Raw genomic sequence first — 17580 nt, forward strand, 5'->3', positions numbered from 1 at the left:
TGTCCTCGGCACGTGTCAGACGGTTATGCCCTGTGGGGGAGCTCCGTGTCGGAGCCAGGAAGCAGGATGAGCATGCGCGTAGGAAGTTTCGTGTTGGCGGCCCAGTTCCCGGGTCAGGGCCAGGGGGAGGCGCTGCACCGCGCGGTCCGCTCGGCCGAGGTCGCCGAGGAGGCGGGGCTCGACGCCGTCTGGCTGGCCGAGCACCACTTCGTGCCGTACGGCACCTGCCCGTCGGCGGTCACGCTCGCGGCGTTACTGCTCGGCCGCACCCGCCGCATCCGGGTCGGCACGGCGGTGAGCGTGCTGCCCACGGCGCATCCGGTGGCGCTCGGCGAGCAGGCGGCGCTGCTGCACGTGACGAGCGGCGGCAGGTTCTCGCTGGGCGTGGGCCGCGGCGGCCCGTGGGTCGACCTGGAGGTGTTCGGCTCGGGCCTCGCGGCGTACGAGAGGGACTTCCCGGAGTCGCTCGACCTGCTGACGCGCTGGCTGCGCGACCCGCGCGTGGCGGCCGACGGCGAGCGGTTCAGGTTCCGTGAAGTCGCCGTCGTGCCCAGGCCGTCGGAGGCGCTGTCGGAGGCCGAGGGGCCGGAGGTCGTGCTTGCGTGCACCTCGCCGGCGAGTGTGCGGCTGGCGGCGGAGCGCGGCCTGTCGATGCTGCTGGGCATGCACGTCGGGGACGAGGAGAAGGCCGAGATGGTCGCCCTGTGGCGGCGGCACGCGCGCGCGGCCGGGCGCCCCGAGGAGGAGATCCGGCGCGCCGCCCATGTCTCGGCCGGTGTCTGCCAGATCGCCGACCGGCGCCCGGACGCGGCGGAGACGCTGCTGAAGGCCATGCCGGGCTGGCTGAAGCAGGGCCTGGACGCGCACGTGACCGTGGACGGGCGGGAGCGCCGGATGCGCGACCCGCTGGCGTACACCGAACTGCTCTGCGGGCTGCACCCGGTGGGCACGCCGCGGCTGTGCGCCGACCGGCTGGCGGCCACGAGCGAGCGGACCGGCATCTCCCGCTTCGCCCTCCTCGTGGAGGGCTCCGGGGACCTGGCGGCCACGGAGGAGAACATCCGCCGGCTGGGCACGGAGGTGCTCCCCCAGCTTCAGTGACGGCTCCACCGAGCGGGCGGAGAGCTTGCCGCTCCGGTACAACACCTCCCGCGTACGGAGCGGCAAGGCGGGCTCTCCTACGTCAGCAGTCCCGGAACTCCGGCGACTGGTTGAGCAGTTGGCTGCGGACCGAGGTGAAGCGGGCGAGCTTCTCGTCGACCGTCGCGTCGAGCGGGAACACCGCCACCCGGTGGCAGTTCTGGAAGGCCAGTCGCACACCGAAGTGCCGCTGCAGCGCGCCGCGTATCGCGTCGCTCGCGAGCGCACGCAGCAGCTGACCGCGCGCCTGCTCGTCCGGCGGGGGCGTCTGGTTGTCGGCGAAGTCTCCGCCGTCCACCTTCAGCTGGGCCACCAGGGAGCTGATCATCTCCCACGCATAGGGCAGGGAGGTCCGGACGCAGTCGACGAATTCAGCTTCGTCGACCTCGCCTCGCTCGGCCTTCTCGAGTAGGGCCGGTGAGACGTCGAGCGACATGGGTTCTCCTCTCGCACCCCCGAACAGCAGGGGTTGCCGGACAGTGAAGGAAGTTCGCGATGTTCGAACACTCTGCGTACACACTTCGCGACCTCCCGTTCAATACGGTAAGCAACCGATCGTGACCGCACCAGGCGAATGGGCAGATGGAGAAGTCCTGTTGGGCACACAATCAGCCACAATCGAACAGGTGGGTACCGGGAAATTAGGGACGCCCCACGCGCCCCTCCCGCACCGTCCCGGGTGGGCGAATCGCGTCCACCCGCACCGGTCGAGTAGCGTTGCCGACCATGCGTCTCGTCATTGCCCGCTGCTCCGTGGACTACGCCGGGCGGCTCACCGCCCACCTCCCGTCGGCCCCTCGCCTCATCCTGGTGAAAGCGGACGGCAGCGTCTCCATCCACGCAGATGACAGGGCCTACAAGCCCCTCAACTGGATGTCGCCGCCGTGCACGCTGAAGGAGGGCAGCGGTGACGACGAGGGAGTCTGGACCGTCGTCAACAAGGCGGGCGAGAAGCTCATCATCACGATGGAGGAAATCCTCCACGACTCCACGCACGAACTGGGCGTCGACCCGGGCCTGATCAAGGACGGCGTGGAAGCACACCTTCAGGAGCTGCTCGCCGACCGCATCGAAACGCTCGGCGAGGGCTACACGCTGATCCGGCGCGAGTACCCGACGGCGATCGGCCCGGTCGACATCCTGTGCCGCGACGCCGACGGCGCGACCGTGGCGGTGGAGATCAAGCGCCGCGGCGAGATCGACGGCGTGGAGCAACTCACCCGCTACCTGGAGCTGTTGAACCGCGACCCGCACCTGGCCCCGGTCCGCGGCGTCTTCGCGGCCCAGGAAATCAAACCCCAGGCCCGAGTCCTCGCCACGGACCGGGGCATCGCCTGCACGGTCCTGGACTACGACGCGCTACGGGGCATCGAGGACGACAAGCTGAAGCTGTTCTAGGCGCCCAGCGCCGCTGGGTTGTCCGCGGTAGCTGCGGGCAGTCGTGCCTCCCCCAGTGCCCCAAGGGCCTGGGGGTACCCCCAGGCGGCACGGGTGGGCGCAGCGGCACCCCGCAAGCCGGGCCGCGCCATCCCCGTGACGCTCAGATCAGCGGAGGCGAACTGCTCGACTCGCTCGCCTCAGCGGAGCTGGTGGGCGCACTGGCCGAGTCGGACGTCTCCGGATCGGTCGCCGTGGGCGAGGAAGTCGGCGTCTCCGAGGGCGACCCCGTAGGCGTCTGCGACGGCGGCTTCGGGGACGACGTCGGCTTGCTGGACGTCGGCGGCTTCGTCGTGGCCGGCGGCTTGGTGGTCGCCGGCGGCTTCGTGGACGTCGCCGACCCGCTGGGACGCCGGCTCGGCGACGAGGACACCGAAGAGGACGACGACGCCGACGGCGTGGGGTCGTCCGACGTCCCCACCGTCCCGTCCGGCCCCGGTGCGGTGGGCCGGCTCGTCGCCTCCCCGGTGTCCCCCGCGTTCCCCGGCGTGTCTTCGAGCCCGTCGTCGACACCGACGCTGACGGACGGATTGACCCCCACGTTCTCGGAAGGGCTCTCCCCGTCCTTCCCGGACGTCGCCCCGAGCGTCACCACCGTCCCGAGCACGGCGACGAGCAACGCCCCCGCCCCGCCCGCGACGAGATTCTTCCGGGCGAAGCCCTTGACCCCGCCGTGCGGCCGACGGGACGCCGAAGCGGCCCCCGCCACACCCCGCGTGGCGACCGTCGGCACGACGTCGGCCGGCGGCCGGAGCGGCGGGAACGCCGCCGGCACCCCACGCGCCGGCGACTCGGCCTCCTCGTGCCGCAGGTCCGCCGCGTCGTCCCCCGCCAACGCCGACGCGAAGCCGGACGCGACGCCGGACAGGTCGGCGACGAGCGCGAGGGCACGCCGCCCGGCGACGGTGCCGCGCTTGTCGGAGAGGGCGCCGCGCAGCCCTATGGACGCCTCGAGTTCGGCGCGGGCCCGGTCGTAGTGTCCGCCGCACAGCGCGAGGATGCCGAGTTCGTGGTGGAAGTAGGCCTGTTCGGCGACGTCCCCGGCGAGCCGGGCGGCCTCGGCGCCGGAGCGCAGCGCCCGTTCCCAGGCGCCCCAGTGCAGTCCCGCGGCGAACGCGGGCGCCGCCGTGCGGGCCACCTGGACGGCGACGCTCCCCTCGCCCGCCTCCGCGGAACCGGCAGGACCGGCGGGCGCGACGGTGAGCGGTGCGAGGACGCCGAGCGCGGCGAGCACGGCATCGGCCTCGACGCACACCCGCTCGGGGGTGACCGAGGGGTGCCCGGCCCACCAGGCGTAGTGCCGGGCGGCCGTACGGGCGTGTTCCTCGACGTCGTCGGCGAAGCCGGCGGCCTCCAGCTGGGCGGCCACCCCGGCGGCGAGCCGGTAGCGGGAGCCGACCGGGGAGACCAGACCGCAGGCGGCCAGCTCGCCGAGTGCGGCGTCGGCGTGGGTGTCGCCCACGAGGGCGGGCAGATGGGCCGGGTGGGGCACCTCGCCGCCGAGGGCGACCGCGAACCGCAGGGCGGCGCGCGCCGAGGCGCTCACGCGGGAGGCGAGCAGGGACGCGGGGGCGGCGGCCTCGCCGAGCGACGGCAGGGGTATCTCGTCGCCGTCGCCCTGCCACTCGCCCCGCCATTCGTCCCGCCCGGGCCAGGCGGGCACGTCGTCGGGCCGGGCGTCCTCGAAGACGCCGTACTCGTCCACGGCGGAGTTGCCGGCGCGCAGCCGGTCGCGCTGCCGCAGCAGGGCACCGGCCTGGACGAAGCGCAGCGGCAGGCCCTCGGACTCGAACCAGAGGTCGCCGGCCCAGTTGGACTCGTCCTCGGTGAGGCCGCGGCCGACGACGCGCTCCAGCAGGTCGAGCCCGGCGGCCCGTTCGAGACCGGCGAGCTCGACCTCCTCGACGCCGGACTCGGCGGAGGGGGCGGGCACGTCCGGGGTGGCGGACATCAGGAAGGCGCACTCGGGGGTGGCGTCCAGCAGCTCGTCGAGCCCGGCGCCGCCGAACTCGATGTCGTCGAGGACGACGACCGCGCCGATCTCCCGGACGCAGTCGAGCAGTTCGTCCCGGCCCGGGCGGTGCAGCGGGGCGTCGTGGACGGCGTAGAAGAGGTCGTGGAGGAGTTCGTCGGCGGTGCGGTGGTGGCCGCTGAGGCGTACGACGCCGTCGGGGGCGAGGTCGGCGCAGTCCTCGGCGACGACGTCGAGGAGGGTGGTGCGGCCGGAGCCGGAGGGGCCGGTGAGGCGGACGGAGCGGCCGCGGGCGAGGAGCCGGACGAGCTGTTCGCGTTCGTCCTGGCGCTGGAGGAGCGGCAGCGCGGGCTGCGGCGGCCCCGGCGGGACGGGCGGCCTGGCGGCGCGGTCGGTCTCGGCGCGCTCGGCGGCGGTGTACTTCCGCGGGCGGGCGGGCCGTTCGCCGGGCGGGCAGGCCTCTATCTCGCTGCCGTCGACGGGGTTGACGGTGAGCACGTGGTCGCCGGTGACGATCCGCACCGTGCGGGCGAGCGCGGGCGCGTGCTGGGCGAATTCGGGCGTGAGGGAGTCCCTGGGCGGGCGCTGACGCGGCGCATGACCGTCACCGTCGTGGCCGTACTCCTCGGGTCCCCGGTTGTTCGGGTCCATGGGTTCAAGCCCCCCAAAAGCGTCGTGTGCTGTGTAGCCCCTCCCGGCCTTGCCGCACACCGCGCTGTCGCTTCTGGTCCGGGCCCGCTCGTAGGGTTGCAAGGCAGCGGGCAGCCGCACCCTAAACCTTCGCTCAGTATCTCCGACAGCCCGGGGTGCCGAGCCGTCCGAGACATCACGGTCTCGTGAGGATTGGCCGCGACGTACGTTTCGCCGGTGCTCGTCCGGGTCTCCCCCGGCGCCCGCTTCACACCCCGCGCGACTGCCGGGGCGTCACACGCGGGGCAGGGACTCCACGGCGAGGCCGCCCTCGATCGCCAGGATGCGGTGCAGGCGGGTGGCGACGAGCAGGCGCTGCATCTGCGGCGGCACGCCGCGCAGCACGAGCCGTCGGCCGCAGCGGCCGGCGCGTCGGTGGGCCCCCATGATCACGCCGAGTCCGGTGGCGTCCCAGGAGTCCAGCTCTGACAGGTCCAGCACGAGATCGCCGACTCCGTCGTCGACGGCCGAGTGCAGGACCGTTCGGGCGTCCGCCGCGCTGCGGACGTCGAGGCGGCCCCCGACGACCAGCTCGGCGTGGTCGCCCCTGATGTGCATATGCGCTCCCCGTGCGTGCGTCTCGTGCTCCGCGGATGTGGGTCCAAGTGTGGTGCCGGTGATGCAACCTCTGACGGCGTTGAGCCGCCGGTGGTTGCCGTCTGTAAGCGAACCGATACCGAATTCACCCTCGGGTGTGACCCTCCGAGGGTTTCAGCGGCGTCGGCGTGACGAAACGTCAGTGCTTGTAGAAGCCCTGCCCGCTCTTGCGGCCGATGTCACCGGCGTCAACCATCCGGCGCATCAGCTCCGGCGGGGCGAACTTCTCGTCCTGGGACTCCGTGTAGATGTTGCTGGTGGCGTGCAGCAGGATGTCGACGCCGGTCAGGTCCGCCGTGGCGAGCGGGCCCATGGCGTGGCCGAAGCCCAGCTTGCAGGCGATGTCGATGTCCTCGGCGCTGGCGACGCCCGACTCATACAGCTTCGCGGCCTCGACGACGAGGGCGCTGATGAGGCGGGTGGTGACGAAACCGGCGACGTCGCGGTTCACGACGATGCAGGTCTTGCCCACGGACTCCGCGAACTCCCTTGCGGTGGCGAGGGTTTCGTCGCTCGTCTTGTACCCGCGGACCAGCTCGCAGAGCTGCATCATCGGGACCGGCGAGAAGAAGTGCGTGCCGACGACGCGCTCGGGGTGCTCCGTGACCGCCGCGATCTTGGTGATCGGGATGGCGGAGGTGTTGGAGGCGAGCACGGCGTCCTCCCGGGCGATCTTGTCGAGCGCCCGGAAGATCTCGTGCTTGACGTCGAGCTTCTCGAAGACGGCCTCGACGACGATGTCGGCGTCGGCGACGGCGTCCAGGTCGGTGGTGGGGGTGATGCGCGCGAGGGCGGCGTCGGCGTCGTGCGCCTCCATCCTGCCCTTGCTGACGAACTTGTCGTACGACGCCTTGATGCCGTCCGTACCGCGCGTCAGCGCCTCGTCGGTGACGTCGCGCAGAACGACGTCCCAGCCCGCCTGTGCGGAGACCTGGGCGATGCCGGAACCCATGAGTCCGGCCCCGATGACGGCGAGCTTCCCTGCCACTGCGACTCCCCTGATACGCGCTGTCCTACTGCCTCTCGGCCGGACATTAGCGCCAGTGAGCCTCCGTGTGACTGCTTAGTAACGCGCGTCACGTCTCACATGACGGACATCACATTGTCCACGAACGCGGCCCAGGTCTCCCGGCGGAGGGTGAGGTGCGGGGCGGTGGGCGTTTTCGAGTCACGGACGTGGATGGCGGAGGGCTCGGCGGCGACTTCCAGGCAGTTGCCGCCTTCGTCGCCGCTGTAGCTCGACTTGAACCACCGAAGCGCGGTGCCGCTCATTGCTCTCCTAGCAGCTGGTCCAGCAGGTCCGTGGTGTCCTCAGGGGTGAGGGCCTGTGACCGCAGCATCGCACATTTCTGCGTAAGGATCGCCACCTCATGGGGATCCGCGATGAGTTGACTGCCTCGCTGGCTCTCCGTGTAGGCGAGCCTTTGGTGTTCGACAGTTTCAAGGAGGACGAAGGAGCCATTCAGGCCCGCGTGAGTCGCACGGTCCAACGGCAGCACCTGAAGCATGAGGCCGGGCAGTTCGGCACGCTCCCGGAGGTACCCCAACTGCTCGATCCACACGTCCCGTCCGCCGAGCGGCGCCCGCAACACCGGCTCCCAGACCACGAAACACGTGATCGGCGCCTCCTTGCGCCGCAGGATCTCGTGGCGTTCGACGCGCGCCGCGACCAGCCTCTCGATCTCGTCCTCGTCGTAGACCGGGACCCTGCTGCGGAAGACGGCCCGCGCATACGCCTCCGTCTGTAACAAGCCGGGCACCACCTGGTTCTCGTACGACGAGATCGCGATGGCCTCCCGCTCCTGTTCAAGGAACTCCTCCGCCCACCGCGGAACCAGATCCACCTCCGGCATGTACTTCAGCGCCTCGCTCAACGCGCCCCGCGTGTCCAGGAGTTCGTCGAGCTGCTCGGCCAGGCCGGACTTCAGCGGGCGTCTGCCCTGTTCGATCGACGCGATCTGCTCCTCCGCGACGAACACCCGCTCCGCCAGCGAGCGTTGGGTGTACCCCGCCGCCTCCCGGTGGACGGCGAGCACCGCGCCCAGCATCTTCATCGCCGACGCGTTGCGGCGGCCCCGGCGTGTCGGTGTAGTCGTACCCACGGCACCATGATGACCACAGACAGTGACCTCGCGTAGGGGAATCCCCCGAATGGCTGGTGATCCACCGGACGCATCGGGGCGGGCCGAAGCGCGCAGGGCTCAGCCCGTCAGCGGTTGAGGTCGAGGACTCCGACTCCGAGCCCCTCGTACGCGTCGCACTCCACGGTCGCGACCAGGGCGCCCTCGGGAATCATCAGGTTCGGCCGGGCGACATGCACGGCCGCCGCGACCCCGAAGGGGACGGCCCTGCGCCGCAGTTCGGCAACGGTCACGGCCATGGCGTAGTCGTTGTCGACCACGCGCAGCACATCGACGAGAACACCGATGTGCTCGACAAGTCCGGCACGTTCACGCTCGGCTTCGATCATGCAGAGAACCGGAGCCCACAGCCGGACGTCGTCACTGCCCGCCGCCGCGTGAATGAGCCCCGACACCTGCTTGTTGCCGCCCAGGGCAAGGAGGGTCGGGGCATCCAGGACGTAGTGCTCCATCGGGATCACGCGGGTGCCTCGCCGTCCGCGAGCGCGGCCCGGTGGGCGGCCGTGGCCGCGCGCATCCTGCGCCGCATCTCGGCCGACTCCTCGTCGTTCACGAAGTGCCCGAAACGCTCGGCGAGCAGCGCACGGGTCCGCTCGGCGCGGGCCTCGATCTGTTCGGGCGTCAGTGTCTGAGCCGCTATCTCCTGCATCAGGGCGCGAAGGCTGGTGCCGCGCGACTCGGCGACGGCCGCGAGCTGATCACGGACTTCGGCGGGGACACGGATCATGACGTCGCTCATGAGCCGAGTATACGCAACGTATACGCGCGGTGTCCGGTGACGGCCGGGAGGCGCCGACTCGGCCTCCTCCTCAGCCGCGCACCGCGTAACCCAGCACCCTGTCGCTCAGCAACTCCTCGATGTCGTCCACGAGTCCGAGCACCTCGCGGGAGACCTCGGCCGGTGCGCGGCCCTTCATCATTTCCCGGCCGATGGTGACGAACACCGTGCTGTGGATCCAGCAGATCTGGCCGGCCACGAGGCCCGGCAGCGGGTCGTCGGGGGCGGCGCCGGTCTCCTCGCGGAGCGTCGCCTCCAGGTTGTCCTGGACCTCCTGCTGGAGGCTCCACAGCCGGGAGCGCAGTTGCGGCGACTCGTGGATGACGCGCATGAAGCGGTCGTAGCCCTCCATCAGGCCGACGCGCGGCGACACCGCCTCGATCTCGGCGCGCAGTTCGCGCAGCACGGCGCGGGCCGCCGACTCGCCCGTGTCCCGGCCGCGCACCCAACGGGAGAGCTGGTCGACGACGCCTTGGGAGCGGTCGAAGAAGAGGTCCTCCTTGGCCGGGAAGTAGTTGTAGACCGTGTTCACGGACACGTCGGCGGCCTCCGCCACCTCCGCCATCGTCACGGTCACGAAGCCGTGCTCCAGGAACAGTCCGGTGGCGATGTCCGAGATCCGCTGCCTGGTCTCGCGCTTCTTCCGCTCCCTGAGCCCTTCTGCCATGCCCCAATCGTAGGCACGTGCGGAGATCACTGGGGTCGATGAAAACTTGGGGGCGTTGCAAAATTTCAGTGGCTCTGTTTTTCTGGGGGCATGACCATCATCAGTACGGCCGGTCTGGCCCGTACCTTCCAGACGAAACACGGCCCCGTGGAGGCCGTCCGGGGCATCGACCTGACCGTCCGCAAGGGCGAGATCCTCGGCTTCCTCGGCCCCAACGGCGCCGGCAAGACCACCACCCTGCGCATGCTGACGACGCTGCTGCCGCCGACCGGGGGCGCGGCGACCGTCGCCGGCCACGATCTGGCCGCCGACCCGGCCGGGGTGCGGCGGGCCTGCGGTTACGTCGCGCAGTCGGGCGGCGTGGACCCGCAGGTCTCGGTGCGGGAGGAACTGGTCACGCAGGGCCGGCTGTACCGCCTGCCGAAGGCACGGGCGGTCGAGCGGGCCGAGGAACTGGCCCGGGACCTGAACCTCACGGACCTCCTGGACCGCAAGTGCGGCGCGCTGTCGGGCGGACAGCGACGGCGGCTCGACATCGCCATGGCGCTGACGCACCGCCCCGAGGTGCTGTTCCTGGACGAGCCGACGACGGGCCTCGACCCCGCCGGCCGGGCCGACCTGTGGGACCTGGTCCGGCGGTTGCGCGACGAGTACGGCACGACGGTCTTCCTGACCACCCATTACCTGGACGAGGCCGACGCCCTGTCCGACCGCCTGGTGATCGTGGACCGGGGCGTGGTCGTGGCCGAGGGCACACCGAGCGCCCTGAAGCTGGAGTACGGCGGGTCCCTCGACGCCTCGCTCCAGGACACCTTCCTCGCCGTCACCGGCCGCAGCGCGGCCCCGGCCGACACCACCCCCGTAGCCGTCTAGGACGCCCAGGACACCGACATCCCATGCTGCTTCACGACACCGCACTCATCTACGGCCGCTATCTGCGCCAGTCCCTCAGATCCCGCTTCGCGCTGCTGTTCGGCGTGCTGATGCCCCTGCTGTACCTGCTGTTCTTCGGCCCCCTGCTGACCGGCCTGCCGCTGGGCGGCGAGGGCGACTCCTGGCAGGTGCTGGTGCCGGGCCTGCTGCTCCAACTCGCGCTGTTCGGCGCCTCGTTCGCCGGGTTCATGGTCATCCTGGAGAAGAATCAGGGAGTCGTCGAGCGGATGCGGGTCACGCCCGTCAGCCGCCTCGCCCTGCTGCTGGGCCGCGTACTGCGCGAGGCGACGGTCTTCGTCTTCCAGGCCGTGCTGCTGGTCCTGGCGGCCGTGGCGATGGGCCTGCGGGCCCCGCTGCCCGGCATCCTCATCGGCTTCGGCTTCGTCGCCCTGCTCAGCATCGCGCTCGCCTCGCTGTCGTACGCCCTGGCCATGAAGGTCAGCACCCCGCAGCAGTTCGGTCCGACGGTCAACGCGCTGACCATGCCGTCCATGCTCCTGTCGGGCCTGATGCTCCCGATGACTCTGGGCCCCGCCTGGCTGGACGTGCTGTCCCACCTGATGCCGTTCCGCTACCTGGTGGACGCGATGCGGGACGCGTACGTGGGCGACTACGCGACGCCGCACATGCTGTACGGCGTCCTGGTGACGGCAGTCGTCACCGCCCTGGCCGTCATGGCCGGAACCCGCGTCTTCCGGACGTCCGGGGCGTAGGCCCGGCCCCGTCAGGTCTTCCCGGGCTCCCCCGGCCCCCTCGCCTCCCCCTGCTCCGCCGACTCCCCCGCCGCCTCCACACAGCACCGCACGAAGTCCTGGACGACCGGGCTGGCGTCGTCCGCCGGGGACCAGGCGACGCCGGCGCGGGTGGGGCTGACGCCGGTGACGGGGCGGTAGGTGACGCCGGGGCGGGCGTAGAAGCGGGCGGCGGAGGCGGGGGCGAGGGCGATGCCGTAGCCGTTGGCGACGGCGCTGAGCCACTCGTCGGGCTGGTCGGTGACGGCGCCGACGCGCACCGGCCGGCCGTCGCGTTCGTCGGCGGCGAGCCAGTGGTCCCGCCACTCCCCCGTCTCCGGCGGCGCGGCCACGAAGGGCTCGTCCCACAGCTCCCGGAAGGGGATCACGTCGCGCGCGGCGAGCGGGTGTCCCTCGGGGAGGAGGACCCAGCGGGGTTCGGTGAACAGCACCGCCGTCCGCACCGCGTCCTCCCCCGGGAACGGCAGCCGCAGCAGGGCGACGTCCACGTCCCCGGCCGCGAGCCCGGCGCTCGGGTCGGACCACGTCGCCTGCCGCATGTCGACCCGCCAGCCGGGCCGGCGCCGGGTGAACTCGGCGATGATCCGCGGCGTCGCCTCGTTGGCGGCGCTGGCCATGAAGCCGACGCGCAGCACGCGGTCCGCCCGGCTCGCGGCACTCCTGGTCTCGCGCAGCACCGCGTCCCAGCCGGCCAGCAGGGCGGGGACCCGGGCCGCCAGCGTCCGGCCCGGCTCGGTGAGGGTCATGCCGGTGCGGGACCGCGTGAACAGCCGCACCCCGAGCTGGGTCTCGAGTTGCTTGATCTGCTTGGTGAGCGCCGGCTGGGACACGTACAGGCGCTCCGCGGCGCGCGTGAGGGTGCCCTCCTCGGCGACGGCGGCGAAGTAGCGCAGCAGCCTGGTGTCCACATCCATGCCGTCAGGTTATAGACGCAGGTATTGGACGGCACACGAGAGGCGCGGGGAGGCTTGGTGGCATGTTCACCGCCTACGTCGTCATCGCCGTCCTCACCATTCTCGCCAACGCGGGGATCGCCGCCGCGGACTTCGCCCGCGCCGATTTCGTGCTCGCCAACTCGGCCGAGGTGAGCGTCCCGCGGAGCTGGCTCCCGTGGCTCGCCGCGCTCAAGGCCGCCGGGGCCGCCGGTCTGTTCCTCGGGCTCCTGGGCGTCCCGCTCCTCGGGACCGCCGCCGCGACGGGACTGGTCCTGTTCTACGTCGGCGCCGTCGCCGCGCACGTCCGGTCCGGCGTGTACTACAACATCGCGTTCCCCGGCGGCTACCTGGCGCTGGCCGTCGCGTCCCTGGCCCTGGGCCTCGCCCGCTAGAGGCAGACCCCGACGCTCTACCCTGGCCGCATGGTCAATCTGACGCGCATCTACACCAGGACCGGCGACCAGGGCACCACCGCCCTCGGGGACATGAGCCGGGTCGCCAAGACCGATCTGCGGATCTCCGCGTACGCCGACGCCAACGAGGCGAACGCCGTGATCGGCACGGCCATCGCGCTGGGCGGCCTGGAGGAGGAGGTCGTCAAGGTCCTCGTCCGGGTGCAGAACGACCTGTTCGACGTGGGGGCCGACCTGTCGACACCGGTGGTCGAGAATCCGGAGTACCCGCCGCTGCGGGTCGAGCAGTTCTACGTCGACCGGCTGGAGGCGGACTGCGACCACTTCAACGAGCGGCTGGAGAAGCTGCGGTCGTTCATCCTGCCCGGCGGCACCCCCGGCGCTGCCCTGCTGCACCAGGCCTGCACGGTCGTCCGCCGCGCCGAGCGCTCCACGTGGGCCGCCCTGGAGGCGCACGGCGAGACCATGAATCCGGTGACCGCGACCTACCTCAACCGCCTGTCCGACCTGCTGTTCATCCTGGCCAGGACGGCCAACAAGGAGGTCGGGGACGTGCTGTGGGTGCCCGGCGGCGAACGCTGAGCCCCGGTGGTCAGTGCTGCTTCGCCGGCTCGCGCTTCGGGAACAGCGTGTAGCTCCCGGCGATGAGCAGGTTGATGCCGATCAGCACCAGCATCTTGCTCTGCCACGCCCGCAGCGAGCCGGTGTCCCCGTCGTCGCCCACGTACCAGATCGCCGCCTGGAGCAGCGCCGCCGCGACGACCGCCGCCAGGATCCAGCGGCCCGCCGTCCGCCACTCGTGGGCGGCGCGGGCCATGCCGTACTTCGGCGGCCTCACCGGCGGCGGGCCGCCCGCGAAGCGGTGCGCCACCCTGGCGTCCGCCCACTTGATCGTGGCGTGCCCGAGCCCGACCGTGAAGCCGATGTAGACGGCGGCCAGCCCGTGCTTCCAGTCGGGCTCCGCGCCGTTCTTGAGGTCGATCGCCGTCACCGTGAACAGCACGACCTCCAGCAGCGGCTCGCACAGCAGCAGCGCCAGCCCCACGCGCGGCATCCGCAGCCCGTACCGGAACGCCAGCCCGGCCGCCAGCAGCACCCAGAAGGCCACCTCGCAGGCGATGATCAACGCGACGATCACGACTCGCTCCCTTCGGTCACCCTGCCAGGCTCCCGTGCGGACCGGCCGGACGCGTCGTCGCCGCCGACGAACTCGGGCTACATCGAAAGATGCAGTACGGGACCGTCCCGGGGCATCAGGCGCACCCCGCCGCGGACGTGTTGGATGGTGCCATGGCCGTACGACTCCCCCGCCCGCACCGCTTCGACGTGTGGGCCGCGCTGGGCGGCCTGCTCGGCGGTCTGCTGCTGTGGGGTTTCGGGCTGGGTACCCGGCAGGCCGACGACCCGATCGTGCTGTTCGAGGGCCGCTGGCCGCTGCTCGTCCCGCTCGCCGTGATCGCCGGCTGCGAGCTGCTGCGCCGCACCGCCCCGCGCACCGCCCTGCTGCTGGGCACCCTGGCCCTGGCCGCCGACCTCTTCACTCAGGGCAGCCTCGCGACGTACGCGATGTACACCGACCTGATGTACGCCGCGGTCCTCTACGGCCCGCCCTCCGCCGCCCGCCGCATCCCGCGCGTCACCGGGCTGCTGACGGTCGCCGGGACGCTGGTGCCGTACGCGGTGTGGCGGGTGCCCGAGGCACTGCTGATCGGTGTGGCCGTCGGCGTCGTCGCGTTCGGGCCCGCGACGACCGGCCTCATCGTGCGCAACCACCGCGACGCCGCCGAGTCGGCCCGCCTGCGCGCCGAACAGACCGCGCTGCTGGCCGAGATGGACCGCGTCCAGGCGGTGACCGCCGAACGCGCCCGCATGGCGCGCGAGTTGCACGACATGGTCGCCAACCACCTGTCCGCCATCGCCATCCACTCCACGGCCGCGCTGTCCCTGGACGACCCCGGCACCTCGCGGGAGGCGCTCGGCGTGATCCGCGAGAACAGCGTGGCGGGCCTCGACGAGATGCGCCGCCTCATCGGCATCCTGCGCGACGGCGCCGCCGACCGTGAACCGGCGGCCACGCCCACCCTGGACGGGCTCGGCACCCTGGTCGAGGGTGCCCGTGCCAACGGCCTGGAAGTCACGCTCAGCGCCGAGCACGGGACGGTCCCCGCGCCGGTCGAACTGGCCGCGTACCGGATCGTGCAGGAGTCGCTGACCAACGCCCTCAAACACGCCGCGCCCGGCCCCGTGCACGTCCTGCTGCGGCAGGCCGACGGCACCCTCGACGTCCGGGTCACGAGCCCTTACGGCGACCGCGACGGCCCGCGCGCCCCCGGCTCCGGCGCCGGGCTCGTCGGCATGCGGGAGCGGGCGGCGCTGCTCGGCGGCACGTTCGACGCCGGGCCCGACGGCGGCCGGTGGACCGTGTCCGCCACCCTCCCCCTCACCGAAGGAGACCCCGCATGATCCGCGTCCTCGTCGCCGAGGACCAGTCGGCCGTACGCGCCGGGCTCGTCCTCATCCTGCGCAGCGCCCCCGACATCGAGGTGGCCGGCGAGGCGGCGGACGGCGAGCAGGCGGTGGCACTGGCCCGCGAACTGCGCCCGGACGTGGTGCTGATGGACGTCCAGATGCCGCGTCTGGACGGGGTGGCGGCGACGCGGCAGGTCGTCGCGGAGTCGCTCGCCGACGTGCTGGTGCTGACCACGTTCGACCTCGACGAGTACGTCTTCGGGGCGCTGCGCGCGGGCGCGGCCGGATTCCTGCTGAAGAACACCGAGGCGCGCGACCTCATCGACGCGGTGCGCACGGTCGCCCGCGGCGAGGGCATCGTCGCCCCGGCCGTGACCCGGCGCCTGATCGCCGAGTTCGCCGCCAAGCCCGTCCGGGAGAGCCGGACCGACCCGGCCGTGCTGGACGAGCTCACCCGGCGCGAACGCGAGGTGCTGTCCTGCCTCGGTGAGGGACTGTCCAACGCGGACATCGCGGCCCGCCTCGACATGGCTGAGGCGACGGTGAAGACGCACGTCAGCCGCCTGCTGGGCAAGCTCGGCCTGCGCAGCCGCGTCCAAGCGGCGGTGCTCGCGCAGGAGTTGGGGATCTAGAAAAGGCCCGCCGGGGAGCTAGCGGGGCAACAAGGACACTGGTCCAGACCTATTGACCTCTGGTCCAGACCTTTCTATTCTCGCGGCACTGCGGGCCTGATGGCTCAGTCATGCCCCCGACAACCCCATAAGGAGGCGCATCGTGCGCTTCAGACACAGAGTCGCCGCGGGACTCGCGTCCCTGGCCCTCCCCCTCGCCGGACTGGTCGGTCTCGCCAGCCCCGCCCAAGCGGCCACCTCCGCCACCGCCACCTACGCCAAGACCCAGGACTGGGGCTCCGGCTTCGAGGGCAAGTGGACGATCAAGAACACCGGCACCACGAGCCTCAGCTCCTGGACCGTCGAGTGGGACTTCCCCAGCGGCACCAAGGTCACCTCGGCCTGGGACGCCACCGTCACCAACTCCGGTGACCACTGGACCGCCAAGAACAACGCCTGGAACGGCACGCTCGCCCCCGGCGCGTCGATCTCCTTCGGCTTCAACGGCTCCGGCTCCGGCTCCCCCAGCAACTGCAAGCTCAACGGCGGCAGTTGTGACGGCGGCGGCACCGTCCCCGGCGACGCGGCGCCCTCCGCCCCCGGCACCCCCACCGCGTCCGGCGTCACCGACACCTCGGTGAAGCTCGCCTGGTCCGCGGCCACCGACGACAAGGGCATCAAGAACTACGACGTGCTGCGCGACGGCGCGAAGGTCGCCACCGTCACGTCGACCTCGTACACGGACACCGGCCTGACCGCCGGCACGGACTACTCGTACACGGTCCAGGCCCGCGACACCGCCGACCAGACCGGCCCCGTCAGCGGCTCGGTCAAGGTCCGCACCACCGGCGGAGGCGGCGAGCAGCCCCCCACCGGTGACAAGGTCAAGCTCGGCTACTTCACCGAGTGGGGCGTCTACGGCCGCAACTACCACGTCAAGAACCTCGTGACGTCCGGCTCGGCCGCCAAGATCACGCACATCAACTACGCGTTCGGCAACGTCAAGAACGGTCAGTGCACCGTCGACGACACCTACGCCGCCTACGACAAGGCCTACACCGCCGACCAGTCCGTCAGCGGCACCGCCGACACCTGGGACCAGCCGCTGCGCGGCAACTTCAACCAGCTCCGCCAGCTCAAGGCCAAGTACCCGCACATCAAGGTGCTGTACTCCTTCGGCGGCTGGACCTACTCCGGCGGCTTCGGCCAGGCCGCGCAGAACGCCGCCGCCTTCGCCAAGTCCTGTAAGGCCGTCGTGGAGGACCCGCGCTGGGCCGACGTCTTCGACGGCATCGACATCGACTGGGAGTACCCGAACGCCTGCGGTCTCACCTGTGACACCTCCGGCTTCGCCGCCTTCAAGACCCTCTCCCAGGCCCTGCGCGCCGAGTTCGGCCCGAGCTACCTGGTCACCGCCGCCATCACCGCGGACGGCACCAACGGCGGCAAGATCGACGCGGCCGACTACGGCGGCGCCGCCCAGTACCTCGACTGGTACAACGTGATGACGTACGACTACTTCGGCGCCTGGGACAAGACCGGCCCCACCGCCCCGCACTCGCCGCTCACCTCGTACAGCGGCATCCCGAAGGAGGGCTTCACCTCCGCCGCCGCCATCTCCAAGCTCAAGGCCAAGGGCGTCCCGGCGAGCAAGCTGCTGCTCGGCATCGGCTTCTACGGCCGCGGCTGGACCGGCGTGACCCAGTCCGCGCCCGGCGGCACCGCCACCGGAGCGGCCACCGGCACCTACGAGGCGGGCATCGAGGACTACAAGGTCCTCAAGAACTCCTGCCCCGCCACCGGCACCGTCGCCGGCACCGCGTACGCCCACTGCGGCACCAACTGGTGGTCCTACGACACCCCGGCCACCATCAACAGCAAGATGGCGTGGGCCAAGACCCAGGGTCTCGGCGGCGCCTTCTTCTGGGAGTTCAGCGGCGACACCAGCAACGGTGAACTCGTGACCGCCATCGACGGCGGCCTCAAGTAATCAAGAAGAGCAAGACCAGCAAGACCAGCGAGACCAGCTTCTAAGCGACATTGAC

20 protein-coding genes are annotated in these 17580 nt (G+C 71.5%); 9 read left to right on the forward strand and 11 right to left on the reverse strand.

Annotated features, from left to right (window positions below; genetic code table 11):
* Window positions 1-72: 72 nt before the first annotated feature.
* Window positions 73-1101 (forward strand): LLM class flavin-dependent oxidoreductase, encoded by a 1029-nt coding sequence (locus ACZ7D7_RS00270; protein ID WP_470822395.1) that lies wholly within the window; start codon window positions 73-75, stop codon window positions 1099-1101.
* Window positions 1102-1183: 82 nt separating this feature from the next.
* Here ACZ7D7_RS00270 and ACZ7D7_RS00275 read toward each other — a convergent pair whose 3' ends face one another.
* On the reverse strand, window positions 1184-1576 hold the full coding sequence (locus tag ACZ7D7_RS00275) for an SCO5389 family protein (protein ID WP_470821118.1): 393 nt from the start codon (window positions 1574-1576) through the stop codon (window positions 1184-1186).
* A 290-nt stretch (window positions 1577-1866) separates the two neighbouring features.
* On the opposite strand from ACZ7D7_RS00275, the gene nucS reads away from it, so the two are divergent.
* Window positions 1867-2538 carry an endonuclease NucS gene (nucS, locus tag ACZ7D7_RS00280; protein WP_470821119.1) on the forward strand — a complete coding sequence of 224 codons (672 nt, stop codon included), beginning with the start codon at window positions 1867-1869 and terminating at the stop codon, window positions 2536-2538.
* A gap of 142 nt (window positions 2539-2680) precedes the next feature.
* Here the strand turns inward: nucS and ACZ7D7_RS00285 are convergent, their stop codons facing one another.
* From ACZ7D7_RS00285 to ACZ7D7_RS00320, 8 genes are all read right to left on the reverse strand, one after another.
* Entirely contained in the window at window positions 2681-5200 is a 2520-nt protein-coding gene (locus tag ACZ7D7_RS00285) for an ATP-binding protein (protein WP_470821120.1), read from the reverse strand.
* Between the two features lie 273 nt (window positions 5201-5473).
* Window positions 5474-5797: an STAS domain-containing protein gene (locus tag ACZ7D7_RS00290; RefSeq protein WP_470821122.1), complete on the reverse strand. Its 324-nt coding sequence runs from the start codon at window positions 5795-5797 to the stop codon at window positions 5474-5476.
* 178 nt (window positions 5798-5975) lie between these two features.
* Window positions 5976-6824, reverse strand: a complete 849-nt coding sequence (locus tag ACZ7D7_RS00295; RefSeq protein WP_470821123.1) for a 3-hydroxyacyl-CoA dehydrogenase family protein — start codon at window positions 6822-6824, stop codon at window positions 5976-5978.
* Window positions 6825-6919: 95 nt separating this feature from the next.
* Window positions 6920-7108: a DUF397 domain-containing protein gene (locus tag ACZ7D7_RS00300; protein WP_470821125.1), complete on the reverse strand. Its 189-nt coding sequence runs from the start codon at window positions 7106-7108 to the stop codon at window positions 6920-6922.
* On the reverse strand, window positions 7105-7938 hold the full coding sequence (locus tag ACZ7D7_RS00305; RefSeq protein ID WP_470821126.1) for a helix-turn-helix domain-containing protein: 834 nt from the start codon (window positions 7936-7938) through the stop codon (window positions 7105-7107). The genes ACZ7D7_RS00300 and ACZ7D7_RS00305 overlap by 4 nt, the downstream gene beginning before the upstream one ends.
* 107 nt (window positions 7939-8045) lie before the next feature.
* Window positions 8046-8429 (reverse strand): PIN domain-containing protein, encoded by a 384-nt coding sequence (locus ACZ7D7_RS00310; RefSeq protein WP_470822397.1) that lies wholly within the window; start codon window positions 8427-8429, stop codon window positions 8046-8048.
* 5 nt (window positions 8430-8434) lie between these two features.
* Window positions 8435-8716 carry an Arc family DNA-binding protein gene (locus ACZ7D7_RS00315; RefSeq protein ID WP_470821128.1) on the reverse strand — a complete coding sequence of 94 codons (282 nt, stop codon included), beginning with the start codon at window positions 8714-8716 and terminating at the stop codon, window positions 8435-8437.
* Window positions 8717-8786: 70 nt separating this feature from the next.
* On the reverse strand, window positions 8787-9422 hold the full coding sequence (locus ACZ7D7_RS00320) for a TetR/AcrR family transcriptional regulator (RefSeq protein WP_470821130.1): 636 nt from the start codon (window positions 9420-9422) through the stop codon (window positions 8787-8789).
* A 90-nt stretch (window positions 9423-9512) separates the two neighbouring features.
* Between ACZ7D7_RS00320 and ACZ7D7_RS00325 the strand changes: the two genes are divergently transcribed.
* Window positions 9513-10295, forward strand: coding sequence for an ABC transporter ATP-binding protein (locus tag ACZ7D7_RS00325; protein WP_470821132.1), 783 nt, complete (start codon window positions 9513-9515; stop codon window positions 10293-10295).
* A 23-nt stretch (window positions 10296-10318) separates the two neighbouring features.
* Window positions 10319-11068 (forward strand): ABC transporter permease, encoded by a 750-nt coding sequence (locus ACZ7D7_RS00330; RefSeq protein ID WP_470821133.1) that lies wholly within the window; start codon window positions 10319-10321, stop codon window positions 11066-11068.
* Between the two features lie 11 nt (window positions 11069-11079).
* On the opposite strand, the gene ACZ7D7_RS00335 is transcribed toward ACZ7D7_RS00330, so the two are convergent.
* Window positions 11080-12021 carry a LysR family transcriptional regulator gene (locus tag ACZ7D7_RS00335; protein WP_470821135.1) on the reverse strand — a complete coding sequence of 314 codons (942 nt, stop codon included), beginning with the start codon at window positions 12019-12021 and terminating at the stop codon, window positions 11080-11082.
* Window positions 12022-12083: 62 nt separating this feature from the next.
* Here ACZ7D7_RS00335 and ACZ7D7_RS00340 point away from each other — a divergent pair, with 62 nt between their 5' ends.
* Both ACZ7D7_RS00340 and ACZ7D7_RS00345 read left to right on the forward strand, forming a co-directional pair.
* Window positions 12084-12434 carry a DoxX family protein gene (locus ACZ7D7_RS00340; protein ID WP_470821137.1) on the forward strand — a complete coding sequence of 117 codons (351 nt, stop codon included), beginning with the start codon at window positions 12084-12086 and terminating at the stop codon, window positions 12432-12434.
* A 30-nt stretch (window positions 12435-12464) separates the two neighbouring features.
* The gene (locus ACZ7D7_RS00345; RefSeq protein WP_470821139.1) at window positions 12465-13037 is read left to right on the forward strand and encodes a cob(I)yrinic acid a,c-diamide adenosyltransferase; all 573 of its coding nucleotides are present in this window, start codon (window positions 12465-12467) and stop codon (window positions 13035-13037) included.
* 10 nt (window positions 13038-13047) lie between these two features.
* Here ACZ7D7_RS00345 and ACZ7D7_RS00350 read toward each other — a convergent pair whose 3' ends face one another.
* Complete coding sequence (locus ACZ7D7_RS00350) at window positions 13048-13593, reverse strand: hypothetical protein (RefSeq protein ID WP_470821140.1); 546 nt, start codon at window positions 13591-13593, stop codon at window positions 13048-13050.
* A 152-nt stretch (window positions 13594-13745) separates the two neighbouring features.
* On the opposite strand from ACZ7D7_RS00350, the gene ACZ7D7_RS00355 reads away from it, so the two are divergent.
* The 3 genes from ACZ7D7_RS00355 (at window position 13746) to ACZ7D7_RS00365 (ending at window position 17525) form a co-directional block, all read left to right on the forward strand.
* The gene (locus ACZ7D7_RS00355) at window positions 13746-14918 is read left to right on the forward strand and encodes a sensor histidine kinase (protein ID WP_470821142.1); all 1173 of its coding nucleotides are present in this window, start codon (window positions 13746-13748) and stop codon (window positions 14916-14918) included.
* Entirely contained in the window at window positions 14915-15556 is a 642-nt protein-coding gene (locus ACZ7D7_RS00360) for a response regulator (protein ID WP_470821144.1), read from the forward strand. Before ACZ7D7_RS00355 ends, ACZ7D7_RS00360 begins: the two co-directional genes overlap by 4 nt.
* Before the next feature lie 142 nt (window positions 15557-15698).
* Window positions 15699-17525, forward strand: coding sequence for a glycosyl hydrolase family 18 protein (locus ACZ7D7_RS00365; protein ID WP_470821146.1), 1827 nt, complete (start codon window positions 15699-15701; stop codon window positions 17523-17525).
* Window positions 17526-17580 lie beyond the last annotated feature (55 nt).

The sequence above is a fragment of the Streptomyces sp. NPDC037054 genome (assembly GCF_055606745.1).